This is a genomic window from Sphingobacterium sp. LRF_L2 (assembly GCF_965644235.1).
Taxonomy (GTDB): Bacteria; Bacteroidota; Bacteroidia; order Sphingobacteriales; family Sphingobacteriaceae; genus Sphingobacterium.
Genome location: NZ_CBFFRI010000005.1, coordinates 220,116 through 237,064 on the forward strand (window position 1 = coordinate 220,116; position 16,949 = coordinate 237,064).

The window sequence follows — 16,949 nt, forward strand, 5'->3', positions numbered from 1 at the left end:
TGTTAGCTATTGGTGATAAGGTTGAGGAGTTACAAGCTTACATTGGTTGAGACAGATGTAAAGTCGTTTATTTTTATTGGTGAAATGTAATAAAAAAGGTCGAATACATCTGTAAATAATATTCGACCTTTGTTTGCATAAATTATGCACAGCGAAACAGTGCTGTAGTTTTATTACACTTCTACTAAATGTTACTCATACCGGCACAGATAAGAAGTCTGTGAAGCAACTTTTACCTGAAATGAGGCGTTTCCTGGAACATCAAAGCTGTTTCCTTCGTTATAGGTTTTCCATATTTCCTCACCATGGAGTAAGACTTCCATCTGGCCCTCGATTACGATCATCGTTTCTGGGCTTCCTGTATTGAAGGTGTACTCGCCTGGTTCCATAACACCCACAGTAGATTTTCCATTTACGCGGTTGTATCCAAGAGACTTTACGTTCCCTTCAAAATATTCATTTATCTGAATCATAGTTTATTGAATCTATTCTCAAAAATACTTTTTTTTGTATCAAAACACTAACCTCTACCAATAGGATGTGAAAAAATCATCTTTTTCATGAGATATTGTAGTGGTTACGAAGTGATGTAAGAGTTACGAGGTTACATTTTTTGCAAAGTCGCGAAGTCGCTAAAAGCAGATAGGCTTCGCACTGCGATTATCTACTTAATGGCCTTGGGAGATCCATGCGTTTAAAAAAGGTTTTTTTATGGAGCATCGGATCGTGCACAACAACTGCTTTCGTTGTGGCGCACGTTTGATCCAATACCCATAAAAACAACACAATTATGCGAATTAAAAAAATCTGTCGATCTTATCAGTCTAGTGGAATAGTATGTCTTAATCGAACGGCATTGATGCGCCAAAATGTACCATCACCTGATCCTTTGTTAGGTAGAGTACCTACGAAACCTAAAGAAACGGTTGTCGGTTCTGTTAGCGTAAACGACAGTTTATGTGTGCCTGCGGAATTTGTTTTTATGTAAGCAATTGAACTGCTTATGTTCTCAATGTTTGGTATCCCATCTCCCTTCATGGCGACGGTGTAGAATTCTCCACCCGATGTGCAATCGGGGATATCCATTTCAAAAGAATGCAATCCTATGGGCAATGTCACCGTCTGATAGATTTTGCCGTTGGTAATGGTTGCCATATTATCTGCTGACCAACCGGCTTCCATGGCCAAGAATGGACCTCCAAATTCGTAGTCAACTCCTCCAAAAAAAACTCCATCGGCGTTTCTATAGTTCTTTGCTGCTGTATTGATCTGCCAATAGGCAGGTATAGCCCAACGTCCAGACCGTGCTATGGTTTCTATAGGATTTTTGCTGTTCTTGATGTATTCTGAGGTAACGTCCCTTGTTAAAGCAACAGTGACGAATGCTGTAGAAAAAGTGTCTATGCTTGTAGGTTGTGGAAGAAATAACGTGCGGTAAGCTATAGTTTTTGCCGAATAAGATATATCCGTAATTGTATTCTGTGCATCCTTAATGGGCACCCGGACTAATTTTTCTTGACTATTCGTTGCGAGATATTTTATTTCTGTGGCAATTGGTCCGGTAGACATATCCATGTCCATCCAATCTATCGTAGCTTGATTGTTACCTGAAATAGCACTGCTGATTAGCCTATTATTTAGACTGTTTTGATAACGGTCTCCATAGGATCTACCAACAACTGGTACCAAAATAGACTTATTGCCTAAGTTATCATAAGTTACCACTGTCAGGCTTACTATGCCTTCTGGTTTTTCAAGTACTTGTTCGAAAATACGACTGCTTTTTACTGACTCGCTAAGTGGCACGGAGAGGGAATCTTTCATATCGTTCCAAAAAATGCGAACCTCATTAATTTTTGGATCGGGTTTGATTAGTCCCCGAACTTTTATGCGTTCATTTCCAGAAAGGATCTTAACGGAATCCAGTTTTCCCACATAGGTAATTCCACCTTTATCTGTATATTCTTTGAATTCGTCCCATTTCGAACAGGATGCACAGAAGATCATTGTGCAGGCTGCTAATAACAACCGTTCGATCTTCATTCTATATTGTGTTTTCATATCTGTATCGTTTGCTGATTTTCGTATCCGCACAATTACTGTGCGGAGCCATATACCTCTAGTTCGTTAATGCTTTGTGCTGTTCCTCCGGCGAAGTTCTCTAGGCAGCGGATCCGGATGTAGCGCACTTTAGGTGCGTTGAGATCGACTTCCCAATTGAACCCAGCAGCTGCCGTTGCTTGATCTTCGGCATTGTCTGTTCCATAAGGTAAGCCCGAGGGTTTTACGACTTCATAGCTGCCTAATAGCGTCCAGCTGCCATCTAATGCTCCGGTTAAGGATGGGCTCGCGGAACCGTAGATCTCGAAGCGTTTCATTGTGCTCAGATAATAGTACCGGACGCCTTCGGGGAATGGACGAATCCAAACGCGACTAATCTTTGCAAGTGTTCCGGTGTCAAAGGTAATTATATGTGGATCGTTACCGCCGTTGATTTGGTGCGTAAAACTGGTGTAAGGCCAGCCCAATTTCCCGTCCCAAGCATATTGGAGAGCTGCTCCATTCGTTACCTGCGGCGCATCGCCAGGTAAAACAAATGTTCTAAACTTACTTGGATCTAGTTTTTCTTCGAAAATTGGCTTCACCGTTTTGAGTAATGTATCTGAATTGTTTCCCCATCGGTCTTTGACATAGATAGCGAACTCCTGTTCCAACGTATCAAGTCCGCGGATCTTGGAGAGTATTTCGTCTGTTTTGGTGTATACTGACTTGAAATTGTCGCGTTCGAATTCGTTAAAATTGTTTTTCCGCATCACAATAATGGAAATATTATCCCTTGTGGGATTCGAGGCAGAAAGATTGTAACCACCAAATGCGTTGATGACATCTATGGACTCAAAAACCTTTTTAAAAGGTGCTTCTAATGGTTTCACTTTCACAATCACGGGATCGGACAGAACCTCATTGCGACTTACCGCATACAGTGTAATGTCATGTTCTTGGGTATCGGCAAATCCTTCAACAAGAAGTGTGTCGACAAAGATCGATGATTTGACCTCTGCATGCTCACCTGTTCCATATTGATAGACCGCTTTTACGTATAGTAAATTCGAATTGTTCGGAAGCTTATAGGTTATTTTTGCTTTCCCTGCGAGGTTGGTTACGGAAACTCCCGTTACCACATCCGGCTTTTCACCGTTATCACCATGAGGTGATCTGAACTCGAGGTCTTGTTTGCAGCTTAGAGCAAAGACTATCGTCGCTATAACTGCTATATATTGTATGATAGTATGTCTTTTCATATAAATCATGTTTAAGAGTGTATCTATTACCACCCTTGGTTTTCAACTAACAATGGGTTTCTTCTCGTTTCGTAGTTACCGATCGGCCAGAAATAATCGCGTGGCGAAATAAATGTCTGGTTGAAGATGGTTTTTTCCACATTGTAGGTTTCCAACGTTTTGCCAATCATCGTAAAACCGGTTATATCTTTGTTGAGTTCTTCCGCGGACTCTTTCCAACGGCGCAAATCCCAAAAACGTTGCCCTTCAAAGGCGAGTTCGATAAGACGCTCTCGGTGTATGATGGTTCGTAATCCCTCTTTGTTTTGGTACTTGGATGGATTGCGGGAGAAGTTGGTCCATGAAGCAACCACACCCTGAAGTCCGGCACGGGTCCGGATTTGATCGAGGTAGCTAATGGCTTCAGTCGATCCACCTTGTACTTCGTTTAGGGCCTCTGCATAGGACAGATAAAGCTCAGCAAGCCGTATTTCAGGCCATGGATAAGTCTTCCAGGTCGGCGCGTTAGTTGTATTGGTTGTAGATTCCCAGTGTACTAATTTTTTGATGAAGTAGCCGGTCTCGTTCCAGTTGGTGAAATGGCCAAAACCCGCTCGCTCAGCATTCTTCGATTGCACATACATACCGTTTTCATCACTCCCTGTTGTCGTTCCGTCTTTCATGTACCAACGTCCGCCATCAAAGCCTAAACTGGCGTAGAAACGCGGTTCACGATCGTAATTTAAACGGGCAGTACGGTAGCCAGGTTCAATATAAAAGCGTTCGCTAGATTCTGCTGTACGAAGTGTCAGATAATTACTAAAATCCAGTGTTTTGTCTTCGTCGATAGGGACACCATTCTTGCTGTAATATTGTTTTGCGATTTTAATCGGTGCTCCCCAAACGCCTTGCAGCTGAAAACGGTCTACATTGTTTCCCCGAGCGAGAGGAGGCATACATAATGCTTCATTGACAAAGTAACTGTTGGATAGCCCCCAAACGACCTCGGAGCCCCAGCGTTCTGTTACTGCACTGCGGATACTGAGTTGGGTTTTGGTTTCCGAACTTAAGTTCAAACGGTCGTTGGTATAGTCGTAGAGCTCAGCACCATTCTCTTCGGCCATGTCGATGGCGGCTTTCGCAGCATCACGTGCTTTTTCCCATTTTGTGCCGTCGAATGTTGGGTTGAAAAGTGCAAGGCCTTCTTTATCGCGAAAATTAGCGAAATCTGAATTTCCATTGAAAAGAGGCGATGCGGCAAGCATCCACAGGCGTGCTTTCACTGCTAAGGCAATTGCCTTAGTGCTTCGGCCTAGCTCGGTGTTTTCATCGACAATCCGTGGCGGTAATTTTACTGCGGCTTTATCCAACAAGTCGGAAATGTAATTTACGCAATCATCTACCGGTTGACGTTTGTAATAAAGTTCCTCCGGCGTTGAGGATTCGGGTGCATTTACATCAACAATAGGGACGGGACCGTACATCCGTAGTAGATGAAAATGGTAATAGGCTTTTAGGAATTCTACTTCACCCAACCACCGCTCACGCTCTGCTAGTGGTAAATCAGGTACTTTAGTGAGGTCACTTACATTTTCAAGGAAGATGTTGCAATGACGGATCGCTTCAAAAAGGCGTAGATAGTTAAACCGACCGTCGCCTCCCTTTAGATTTCCACCCCATTCGTTAAATAATGGATCGCCAACGTTCTGCTGCCCTTGTGCAATACGGAATGCCGGATGCCAATGTACTTGATCGTCTTGCGGTAACCAGATTTCATCGCCTGCCATCATACCTGCATTAAACCAACCGTCGCCGTGCTTCGGTAAAAAAGAATAACAGGTAAAAAGGTACTTTTCGGCTTCGGTACGTAATTTGAAAGCATGCTCGATAACAGCGATGTTATCGGGAACGATATCAAGGTAGTTACCACAGGAAGAAATACCTAGGGAGCTTAAGGCTAAAGCGATACCAAGGCATTTTTTTATAGAGAGTCTGAATATATTCGTTTTCATCGTTGTGTGCGTTGAAGTTATAAATTGATTTGAACACCAAGGTTGTAAACCGATTGCAAAGGGTAGTTCATCCCTTTACCACGCATTTCCACATCCCAAAGTTTGAATTGGCTAAGTACGAATAAATTGGTGGCCGAAAGGTAGACACGTGCATTCTTGATGTGAATTTTGTTCAAACTTTTGATATTATAACCTAAATCTATACTCTTGAGACGTAAAAATCCTCCGTTGCGCATCCACCAAGTCGACTGTTCCGTATTTGAGCCGATACGGTTGTTGCTTAACCTTGGCCACATCGCATAGCTGTTTGGATTGGCTTCCGACCAATAGTCGTTGGCAATCGCATTAAGTAATCCGGTTTGGTAGCCGCTGTTTTGGTAAAATGGTTGGATTTGCTGGGCATCGATAAAGAAAGAATAGCGTGCAGCTCCTTGGAAAAAGAAGCCAAAATCAAAATTTTTGTATCCGAAAGTCGATCCAAAGCCGTAAATGATTTCTGGATCTGTTGGATAACCTAGTGCCACTCTGTCATCGGAGTTGATTTGTCCATCACCATTGATATCGCGGTATTTGATGTCACCAGCGCGTAGATCTGAATTTGAGAACTGCAATGGTGAATTGGCTACTTCCTCATCGTCAACAAATAGACGCTCGGCAATATAGCCCCATTCTTGTTTGATGGAGTAACCTTTCCGAGATAGATAGCTGAGTTCGGAAGGATAAGGAAGCTCATCTATACGGTCAATTTTTGTCGCTGCATAGGTAAATGTACCACGTGCATCCATGCGAAAGTTGTCGGAAAAGGTTTTTCGGTAGTTCATCGAAATATCGATACCTTTGGAACTCACTTTTCCAAAGTTTGATACTGGTGTAGCCATTAGACCTGCAGCATGGTCAATCACCGAAATAGGTTGTAGGATATTGCTGCGTTTCTGTTTGAAGCCTTCGATGACTAGATCCAGACTGTTTGCAATACCGATATCTAACCCCACGTTAAGTACTCTTGATTCTTCCCAGGTAATCGCAGCATTCGCATAGCGGGAAATAGATACTCCGTTGCGGGAATAGACTCCGTTGCCATCGTTCCGCCCAAAGCTTGCACCGTAAGAACCGTTATTTAAGTTCACGTTGGAGAGGTAGAAAAAACGTTCGTTTGCATCGCCAATAGCGTCATTCCCGACAATACCGTAAGTAGCGCGAATCTTAAAATTATTGAAAACGGAGCGTAATGGTTCAAAGAATGCTTCTTCGGATAGTCGGTAACCTAAACCAAAGGAAGGGAAGAATCCCCAACGGTGGCTTTTATCAAAACGCTCAGATCCATTGTAACCGAAGTTGAATTCGGCCAAGTAACGGTCTTTGAAACCGTAGGAAAAGCGACCGGATAACCCCAGGTTACGCGCTGGTAACGATAGTATAACGTTCGATGCATTAGCTGTTTCATAATTGGACAGATAGGAAATCAGCATCCCGCCCACCGCATGTTTTTCTTGAAAGGTACGGTTATAAGTCAATGCTGCTTCTGCCCATAAGCGAGAGTCTACATCTTTCGCATCCTGTACATAGTCTAAGCTCTCGCGTCCTGTGGGGGTCAAAGCATTGACTGATCCATCGTTTAACGCTTTTAAGCTATAGGACTGGTCTTGCGGGTTGACGATAGCCTCGTAATAAAATGGAATATAATTCCGATTGATGCGGTAGTAGGATATGCGTCTTAGATAACCCATTGCGCGACCAGAAAGTCCTGGCGTAATAGATTTGAGGTCTTGCTTGATTTCAATCTGCGGCATCAAGTTCGACGTTTTGTATTGTTGGTAACCTTTAACCATTTCGGCATAAGGGTTTATATACATGGTAGAACTTAAGCTAAGATCGGAGTTACGTGTTTGTGCTGAACCGAACAAAGGATGTTCGATAAATGGGAGTTTATCGGCAGGATATACTGCTGGAAACATGACGGGATTTGCTCGCAATGCATTTCTGTAGGTCTGCTCACCACCCGATATCCGGTTCCCATCCTCATCGTAACCACCAATTGGACCAGTATAGTCGTCAAACTGCCCATACATCCGCACGACAACCGTTGTAGAATTCGTTACATTGAAATCTACGTTCGTCCGTAAGGAATAGTTGCTTAGTTTGATATTGCTGTTGAAATCGTTGATGGGTTCGACGTTTAGGATACCGTTGTCCCTGTTGTAGGTCCCTGCAATGTAGTATCTTGCACGAGGAGAACCGCCTGTCACGTTCAGGTTATAACCTTGATTGAAGGTATAGTTCTTTAAAAGAAGATCTAACCAGTTGTTGTTTGGAAATAGATAAGGATCGCCTCCAGCAATGGTGCTATTGATTTTATTTTGGGAATAAGGTTCTGCAGCTAACGGATTTCTAGTCAAGACAGCTTCGTTAGCCATCCGCATATAGGCAATATTATCCGCAAATTGGAAGTTTTTCGTATTAGAGGATATTCTCCCTTCCGCCCTGAAATTGAATTGTGGCGTTCCGTCTTTACCCATTTTGGTGTTGATCAAAACCACGCCATTTGCTCCACGAGCGCCATAGACAGCAGCGGCGGCGGCATCTTTTAACACCGAGAAGTCGGAGATATCATCGGGCTGTAAACGTGCCATGTCTGTAGCAGATGATTCCACACCATCAATAAGGATTAAGGGATCCATCTTCCCGCTTCCAAAGGATGAAAGTCCACGGATGTAGAACGTGGAGTTATCCGTTCCTAACCCAGGTTCACCGCTGCTTTGAAAGGCAATCATACCAGCGACTTGTCCGGCCAAAGCATTTGTTAGGTTGGATGATGCGGTTTTCAGGTCTTTGACATTTACAGTGGTGATGGAGCTGACCATACTAGCCTTCTTTTGCGTGCCTCCAAACCCCGTAACGGTGACTTCTTCGATGGTGGATTCGTCCGAAATAAGTTGGATATCCAGTTCCAATACGTTGTTTTTTATGCCGGTTTCCTGCGCCAGCTTAATGGTTTTTGATTTAAATCCCACGGAAAAAAAGGTGATTTCCGCATTTCTATTTGTTCGCAAAGTAAAGCGTCCGAATCCATCTGTAGATACTGTTTGCACTGCGGATCCAGTGACTTTAACTGATACTCCCGGTAGTCCTGCCGTGGAGTCGCGAACAACGCCTTTTACCTCGATCTGCTCTTGTGCATAAGCCACAGAGAAGACGGGTTGAAATAGCGTGAAGCATAAGGTTAGAAAAAATAGGTACCTCATAGAGCCTAAAAATTAAATGGTTAGCGTTGTGTGTTAATTTTTTTAGACAAAAAAGTAGCCGTTTAAATGTTGACAGTACATTTAAAAAATTGAAAAGCAAATGCCCAATGCTTTTTCTTTTGTTTTTTTAACTGATCGTTTTAAATCGTGCTAAATGTTTGTGTTAGTCTTGCTTGTTTTGGTTTATAATAACTTATCACAAATATGATACAAAAAAATATAACTGTCAATAGTACGCTTAATATTTTTTTACATTTATTAACATTTTTTGTAAAGTCGTGAATTCGTAAATAAAGTAGATGAGTTTTTGCAAAGCGAGTATTTTAGTAACGGCCTTGGTTTTTTCTACGTTTATCTTTGATCAGGAAATTCTGTTAAGAACGAAACAATGTCTGAGCGAAGCGAGTTTGTTTCGTTTAAGAATTTACGATAAAAGATAGTAGAAATAACCTAGCCTTGACTTTTTATGAATTCGTGTTTATCTTTTTGTATTCATGAGCTTCCTGCGGTCGGTTTGGTTCTTTTTTTCAAAAAAGAACTGGGCTGTCCGTCCACAGAAGACGAAAAGAAAGCTTGCCCCGGCTTGAGGGGCTATGACTTATTGGTTACGAAGTGACGGAAGAGTTACAGGGTTACATTTTTTGTGAAGATGTAAAGTCGTGAATTCGTAAAGTCGTTGAAGGTTTTTAGTTATGAAGTTATAGGAGAGCTACAACGTAAAGCTGTAATAAAGTTATATCGGATGTAAAGGGCTGCTTAATAGGTATGTTAAAAAAACTCTTGAAGGGATTTGGAAGTGCTGTATGGGCAAAGGACTTTTTTGCCCATACAGTCGACTTGATCATGGATATCGCGTTTGCTGTATTTATTAAAAATCGATCATAGTTTATGAATCGCTTTGCTTTCTGGGTAATATTTTTTTGCTTGGTCTAATAAAATACTCGCTTCTTTAGGTTGATTTCGATCCCGGGCTAAACGGATAAGTTCAATATACACTTGCTGGCTGGGTAGGAATGTATACCCCAGTTGTTCTGCGAGACGATCGTAGGATTGTTGCAGTATTGCTGGATTTTTGATAATGGACTTTACGGGAAGATCAATTTCTTTAAAAAGAAACTTAAATGCGTCGTATGTAGCAGGAATTGGTATTGTGCCATGGTCATCATCAGGATAATACTTAAAATGCCATCGATGTGATGGGATCCTTGAATTGGGCAATGTCTGCTCTCCAAATTTCTTGATGGCATTGTGGTGCTCGTCATGTACTTGCTGCCGATTGTTATAGACGATGTTACTCGCTAGCGCAACAAAAATATTCCGATCTGAGCATTGTTCTGTGGCTAGTGTTTTTTCGGCTTGGTTGGCTATTCGATGGGAGTTCCACCAAAGGCTAGGCTCAATAATGATATAGGCATTAAACATCGTTGTTTGCTGTATAAGAATGTCTGTCGCAGCTAATCCTCCGAAAGAATGGCCAATCAATATGTTGAAAGGAGCTGTTCTGTATCGTGCGTTCATGTGGGGGAAAAGCTCTTCTTTGATGAATTTTGTAAAAAGGGTTAAGCCACCCGCTTCTTTAAAGCCTTTGCTATCGCCTTCTACAGGTGGAACCAAGCTGGGGGTGAGATCGCGTGTCCGGTTCGTATTTGGTATTCCAACAATAATTGCCTCGGGCATCATTGGGAAACGTTTCTGCGCGAGATAATGATGCATGGCTTCCACACTTTTAAAGTTCTCTGCTCCATCCAGCAAATAGATCACCGGATAGTTCGTCTCCTGTAGATCGCTATCGTTGTAACTCGCGGGAAGAGATAGTAATAAGCTGCGGTTTTCGTGAAGGATATTGGAATATAGACTGTCTTTTACTACGGATGCTTGGGCACTATGCAGTGTAGCAATGATGAACCATCCTAAGATGGTCCATCGTTTTTGCTGTTTTTTTCTTCTGTTCATGAAAATTTTCTAAAATCGGTAGGCAAAATTTAAAATAAATTGTCTTGTTGCTTGTGGCAGAGCATAGTAGGATGAACTCCAATATTCTTTATTTGTCAGATTGTTTAATTTTAAACCAACGCGGTATTTCGTTTTATCGTAGAAGACTGCAGCATCATATTTTACATAGCCTGGAATCGTGACGGTATTAGCTTCGTCCCAATAGACATCGCTAGATAGGTTCCCGCCGAAACCTATGCCCAAGCCTTTTAAATAACCCTGCATAGCTCTGTAACTTACCCAAAGGTTTCCTACATGTTCAGGTGCAGAGTAAGGTCTTTTGCCGACGATGCTGGGAGATCCCTCGGTGTATTTGGCATCGTTGTAACCGTAACCAAAAATAATATGCACGCCATTGATCGGTTGAGCAATTAGATCTGCTTCAAAACCTTTGTTTCTTTGTGTGCCATCTTGCACGGAAACAGCAACACTTTCGCCGTTTGAATCCGTTGCAGTAGTCGACCTGACACGATTTCTAACACGGATATCGTAGTAACTTACTGTTCCATTTAGCTTTCCTTTTAGGAGTTCAAATTTAAAGCCGCCTTCCCATTGATTGGCATGTTCTGGTTTGAAAGCTACAGGTTCATCTGGGCTTTCCGGAGTTACCGCTGGTGCTACATTTTGGAATCCATCCATGAAATTGGCGAATAAGGAAATTCGTTGCGGTACAATTTGATATACGAGTCCTAATTTTGGGGATAAGGAGGTCTGTTCGTAGTTATCTACATTACTGAAATGATCAATACGCAAACTGGCCATTGCTAAAAATCTATCTGTAATATTGAGCACGTCGGACACATAAGCACTGTAGGTGCGTTGGTTACGTTTGTTTTGGCTCCTGCGTGCGCTTGCTAATGCATTTTCATAAGCACCGAGATTGATATCGACATTGTCGCCATTGATGGCTACTTTGTCATATGGATTGATTGTCGCACGTCGGTCACTGGTTTGAAGTTGTGTATAGTCTAGGCCTATCAACAACCTATTTCGAAGTTGCCCGATGTTGAAGTCGCCTATAAAGTTTTGTTGGATTTGGTTTGTTAGAAATTGACTGGGAATATTCATCAATCGTCGGCCTAGGCTATCGAAGCTATTCACGAGTAAGAAAACATAATTGGCATTGTTTTGGGTGTTTGCGTAAGAAATGGCTGTCTGCGATGTCCATTGATCGGATATACGGTAGGTTGCTTTTCCATGAGCTGTAAATATTTTGGCTTTGCTTGTGATCTCATCCGTCGTGTAGGATTTCTTAAAGTCCCAGTTGAGTTCATCTATGTTGGATATGCTTCCAGCTATTGCACCTAAGGCAATGTAGCTCGTGCTACGTTCACTATTGAAGTATTCAAAATCGAAATCTAGGGTAAGATTTTCGTTTGGTTTGTAGGTAAATGCAGGGGCAATTAATAATGTGTTGTTCACGCCGAAATCTTGGAAACTACGCTCGCGATGAAGTGCAGTATTGATGCGAAATAACATGTTTTTTTCATCGTTTAACGGTGTGTTGTAATCTGCTGTGAATCGCCCTAATCCAAAGCTTCCCATATTGAAGGACACCTCGCCTTGTTGTACGTCTAGTGGTTTTTTTGTGACGCGGTTCACTAGCCCTCCGTAGGAAATTAGTGTTGATCCATAAAGAGTTGCTGAAGGACCTTTAATAACTTCTATACTTTCAAGATTGGCCGGGTCAGAAAGGGAGACATAGTTTGTTGCCATACCATTTCGTATAGATCCAGCTCCATCTGCACCTGAGAATCCTCTGATACGCATGGATAATCCGGTTCCTCCGGATCCTACCCCTAAAGAGATGTTACTTAGTCCGGGTACGGTCATTAATGCTGTCTGCAGATCTACGGCTTGTTGCTCGACAAAGAGTTCCTTAGGAACAACGGTGTAAACCTGTGGGTTTTCGAGGTTTGACAGGGGTAATTTAGCTACATATTCGCTTTCTTTCTTTGCGAATTTATTGGCTGCCGCGTTTATAGTCACTTCATTAAGCTGTTGTATATTGGCTTCTAGCGTTATAGTAAGCGGTGTGTTGTTGGTTTTGACTTCAATAGGTCGCTCAATCGGCGAAAATCCAAATAATCGTATACTTAATGTATATTGGCCTAATGGAATTTTTCGAAGAGAGAAGTTCCCCTTGTAGTCGCTGGCTGTAGCGAAATTGGTCGAGAGTAAGCTGATGGTAACTCCAGGTGCGGCAGCTCCATCTGAGGTTAAAATAGACCCGCTAATGTCAGCAAGTTGTCGTTCTTGTGCCCTCGTAAAAATTGTTGCTGTACACGAGAATGTGCAGACAAGAAGGAATGTGTAAAATTTGCTCATTTTGTTATATTTGTTTAGACTATTTTTAAATAAGCGAATTTATAGCCTTTTTAAAACATGGAAATAACGCAAAATAGATTAATGATGACGCAAAATGAAAAGTAGCGATACGATTAGAAAAGCGATTAAAGATATAGAAAGAACGGCGGATCGGAATGTAAGTAAATCGCCTAGCTTAGCGGCGAATGTTTTTGATAAGCATTATAGCTTTGAACAAAAACATCTTTTGGTAAATGAGTCAACCATTTTACTGGAACATCGTTATATTGTTTATCGAGAGTGGTTTGTGGATGAGCCGGTAGCTGTAGAACGAAAAGATGTTGAACCTTTTTTAAAGATGCAATTCGAGTTGGAGGGAGGGTCTTACTTTGAAGGGGTGGATGCGGATACAACAATCAGAATAGGAGATAAATGTCATAATATTATTTTTGTCGCAGAACCAGGGGGTACACTGTTTTATGAGTGCTCTAGAAAGACGTTGGATATTCTTCTTGATCAGGACTATTTTGAAAAGCTTACGTTGGATTTAAGCTTTACAACGTTGAACAGATTCAAGAGGTTTATGCGGCAAGGTAAAACCTGCCAATTGATGGATGTAAGTCGGGAAATAACACCGGATATGTTTGCGGTTATTCAACGGATTTTGTTCTGTAAGTACAAAGGACAGCTACAGTCTCTTTTTATGGATGCACAAATACAAACACTGTTGTGTCTGCAATTGGATCAGTGTTTGCATGTGCGTGGATCTTCTAGAGCTAATCGCACCCTTGATAGCAAGTTAGCCGCAAAAGTGAAAGGATATATTGACGACTTTCCATTTAAGTTGATATATATAAAGGATCTGGCATTGATTTTTAATGTAGATGTCGAACGCTTGCGCACTGTTTTTAAAAAGAGCTTTGGAAAGTCCTTGTACCAGTATATGCTAGATCAGAGGTTGCAGTATGCTTTAGGACTTCTTCAAAGTGGCGACATGCAAGTAAAAGAAGTCGCATATAGAATTGGATACCAACATCCACAACATTTTATAAAAGCATTTAAAAATAAGTTTGGTTATTGTCCAGGATCAGTTATTGTTGATGTTATTGAAGAGGTTCTTTAGGAGTAATAAGGTACATCTTCCATGCTGTGTTTTCCACTTTGTGCTATCAAATTATTAGGCTTAATTACCTGATGAGAAGATCTGCCATGAAACAAGGAGAGATATGCCGCATAATTTATGCTATTCCTCTCCCTGTTTATACAATTAAGGCTAGTTTTTATTTTTCTAATGCTGTCTTTAGTGCAGCTAAAGCCCGATAAATCAGTTTATACGCGCCCTCGGTTCGCATTTCAAAATGCGTAGCCAACTCTGCGTAACTATAATCTTCGACAAAATAGAGGTAAATAGCTTCCCGCTGCTTTCCGGTCAATTGTTGCATATGTTTTTCAATGAGCGGAGATAGCGGGATCTGCTGGTAAAAGGGAAGTTCAACTTCGGCGGCACCATTTAAAAGATCGAGATCCTGTAAATCGCCAACATAAAGCTCTCGTTTTTTTAGCTGTTGTTTGTTGTAAATTACATTGCGTAGCGCGCGCAATAGATAATGTTTTGGCGATGGAGGCGAATTTAAATTTGCTCGGTTTTGCCAAAGCTTGACAAACAGATCCTGAACGCAATCAGAAACAAAGGTATGATCGGGCAAAAAGCTGTAACCATAGTTATAGAGCATGTCGTGGAATAGTGTATGCAGTTGACGAAATGCATGTGCGTCAGACTGGATGAACTTCGTCCATAACAATTGATGATCTGCTGATTTTTCTGTGATGCCCAACTCAATCTTGAATGTTTCCATTGCAAATTTACTTCTATTTAGATTAATTCCAAATAATATTAACGTTATAACTTCTTTTTACTGTTGATGATACTTAAGGTACGTGTGGCTTCCTTCTTTAAGTTGCTGTTTTGATGCTTCACGAGTAGTTCGCAAGCTTCTAAAATGCTTGGTTTTTGGTACGAACGATCAAACCAACTGAGGGCTTCTATGGCTTGTATCCGCAGGGTTAGATTTTCTTGTTCATCTAAGATCAAACGGATCAGATGGGGAACGGCCTCGTGGTAGCGATAGGCACGCATGGTGCGGATACTAAAGGCACGTGTCTTCGTATCTTTGTCTTTACTATCGATATTTTGGTAATCGGCTTGAATTTTCTGCTCTCCGTTTTTCACGACCTGTAGCAGCTGTTCCTGAATCTCCGAACGATGGAGAATCTGTTCGGCGTTTGCTAGTTGCCGGATAACTTCTTCCCGCGTTGCTTCAGCAGGCATGAAGGCTAGTACGTTTCGTACACGGCTCGCCACACGCTCGGAATGTCGGTCTAGGATCGCGCTGCGCACCAGTGCAGAAATGAACGCTTTGTTTCCCTTTTCGCCGATGAGTTGGGCGGCTAGTCGCCTCGTTAGTTCATAGGGATCTTCGAGTGCGAGTGGCAGAACTTCTTCGAATTCGTCTTGATCGATTTTCGAAAGCAGTAATAGTGCCTGCAAGCGTACAGTAAGGTCGTTGGACGCTAAAAAGAGATTCTTTGCATATGCTGAAAATCCGGGATCGCCAATAATGTAAAGCTGTTGCAGCGCTAGATTTCGAATATCGGCGGCAGGATGTAGCATTTGCTTTTTCCAAAATGAACGGTAGGCTTTTGGATCTTGAACAGCTTCATTCAAGAGTGCGAGCGTAGGATCCTCATTTTGAAAAGAAAAGGTAGGATCACCGAACAAATGTGTTTCTAAGTAGGCTGTTTGTTTGAGCCAATTTCCGCTCCGTAGTCCGTAGGATAGGCTACCTAAGAGTTTGTCTGACCAAATGTCTTGTAGAATACCCACGCTACTGGCTATGGTTACTTGTGTATTGCCATTTTGAAAAGGGTAACGCGCAGCGATGTAATCGTCGAGATGAAAGGAACCGTTGTCGCAGGCATCTAGAATGATAAATTTTGCACTGGACCGGATCGTTTCCAGGTCGCTGCTATACAAATCGGCTAGCGCATTGTCAAGCGAGTCTATTTCCTTTACCGAATCTATTAAGGCATTGTTCATCCAGGAGAGCGGAACGTCAAGCCATTCTTGATACCTTTTTTTTGCAGCTTCCACATCTCCTTTTTTTTCTGCGACTCCTTGAATCTTGTTTCGTAGGTAGCGTTTAATGTTTTCAATAGAGGGTTGCGGTGCCGTAGCATAGGGATAGCCATTTAGCAGTTGGGCATCAGGACTGCCGTGACCATGATAGATGGCTAAATCAAGATCCTTTCGTTGTATTTCACTTAGGTAAGCTGCCCGCATTGATTTTTCCATGCGAAAATTTAGAAAATTTGCTTTTCCGCCTCTTGCGAATAATCGTGGCAGCTGCTCCCGTAAAACAACTTGTTCGCCTGCCCAAGCATTGAGCGACTCCGAATGGTAGCCATGGCCTGCGTACACCATCGCTTGATCGAGCAGCTCGGAGCTTCTTGGCTGGCTGACCTTGGTTAGATAGGCACTGATCTGCTCGTAAAAATGGGCATCGTGAACGGGTTTTATCCGTGCTGAATAGATATCCATCTCAATGTATTGAGGCGAGGATGGGGCAAGACTGTAATAGAAATAGTTTGTTTGTACACTATCTCGTTTGATAAAATCGAATGTCAAGTCAAAATCGTCGTAGTAGCGATCGGAGGGAACGGATGAACGCTGCCATGCGATGCGCTGATCCATCTTGAAAGTCGATGTAAGATGCTGTGCATCACGAATCATGGGCACAGGAATATTTCCTACAAAAACACTGCCTTCCAGGTTTTCGTTACGATAGAGTTCCTGTAATAGGGCACGTATTTGTGCAGGATCAGACCAATTATGGTGAATGAGGTAAGCGCCTAGTCCTTTTTGCTCCACGGCTCTTTTGTAAGCAAATAGTTCGGTTTTACAATGCATATAGGTGCTGTCATCGACGACTATGGCAAAGGTGGTTTTGTATTTTCCTTTGCTGGGCTTCTCGATGGTCTGGGCTTCCACCTTGAGGCTGACACCTAAAGATAGAAGACATATTAGTAGAGGGAGGAATGGTATGCGCATATTTTTT

General features: G+C 42.2%; 10 protein-coding genes. 1 reads left to right on the forward strand and 9 read right to left on the reverse strand.

Annotated elements, in window-relative coordinates; genetic code table 11:
- Positions 1–191: 191 nt before the first annotated feature.
- From ACSZOX_RS12360 to ACSZOX_RS12390, 7 genes are all read right to left on the reverse strand, one after another.
- Positions 192–473: a pyrimidine/purine nucleoside phosphorylase gene (locus ACSZOX_RS12360; RefSeq protein WP_437920293.1), complete on the reverse strand. Its 282-nt coding sequence runs from the start codon at positions 471–473 to the stop codon at positions 192–194.
- 346 nt (positions 474–819) lie between these two features.
- Entirely contained in the window at positions 820–2,061 is a 1,242-nt protein-coding gene (locus ACSZOX_RS12365; RefSeq protein ID WP_437920294.1) for a DUF4998 domain-containing protein, read from the reverse strand.
- Positions 2,062–2,096: 35 nt separating this feature from the next.
- On the reverse strand, positions 2,097–3,302 hold the full coding sequence (locus ACSZOX_RS12370; RefSeq protein WP_437920295.1) for a DUF4959 domain-containing protein: 1,206 nt from the start codon (positions 3,300–3,302) through the stop codon (positions 2,097–2,099).
- Between the two features lie 26 nt (positions 3,303–3,328).
- Entirely contained in the window at positions 3,329–5,293 is a 1,965-nt protein-coding gene (locus tag ACSZOX_RS12375) for a RagB/SusD family nutrient uptake outer membrane protein (protein ID WP_437920296.1), read from the reverse strand.
- 17 nt (positions 5,294–5,310) lie between these two features.
- Positions 5,311–8,535, reverse strand: coding sequence for a SusC/RagA family TonB-linked outer membrane protein (locus ACSZOX_RS12380; protein ID WP_437920297.1), 3,225 nt, complete (start codon positions 8,533–8,535; stop codon positions 5,311–5,313).
- An 879-nt stretch (positions 8,536–9,414) separates the two neighbouring features.
- Complete coding sequence (locus ACSZOX_RS12385; RefSeq protein WP_437920298.1) at positions 9,415–10,488, reverse strand: alpha/beta hydrolase; 1,074 nt, start codon at positions 10,486–10,488, stop codon at positions 9,415–9,417.
- Between the two features lie 9 nt (positions 10,489–10,497).
- Positions 10,498–12,855 (reverse strand): TonB-dependent siderophore receptor, encoded by a 2,358-nt coding sequence (locus tag ACSZOX_RS12390; RefSeq protein ID WP_437920299.1) that lies wholly within the window; start codon positions 12,853–12,855, stop codon positions 10,498–10,500.
- Positions 12,856–12,949: 94 nt separating this feature from the next.
- Between ACSZOX_RS12390 and ACSZOX_RS12395 the strand changes: the two genes are divergently transcribed.
- Complete coding sequence (locus ACSZOX_RS12395) at positions 12,950–13,957, forward strand: helix-turn-helix transcriptional regulator (RefSeq protein WP_437920300.1); 1,008 nt, start codon at positions 12,950–12,952, stop codon at positions 13,955–13,957.
- 157 nt (positions 13,958–14,114) lie between these two features.
- Here ACSZOX_RS12395 and ACSZOX_RS12400 read toward each other — a convergent pair whose 3' ends face one another.
- On the reverse strand, positions 14,115–14,690 hold the full coding sequence (locus ACSZOX_RS12400; protein WP_437920301.1) for an RNA polymerase sigma factor: 576 nt from the start codon (positions 14,688–14,690) through the stop codon (positions 14,115–14,117).
- A 44-nt stretch (positions 14,691–14,734) separates the two neighbouring features.
- Positions 14,735–16,942, reverse strand: a complete 2,208-nt coding sequence (locus tag ACSZOX_RS12405; RefSeq protein ID WP_437920302.1) for a HEAT repeat domain-containing protein — start codon at positions 16,940–16,942, stop codon at positions 14,735–14,737.
- Positions 16,943–16,949 lie beyond the last annotated feature (7 nt).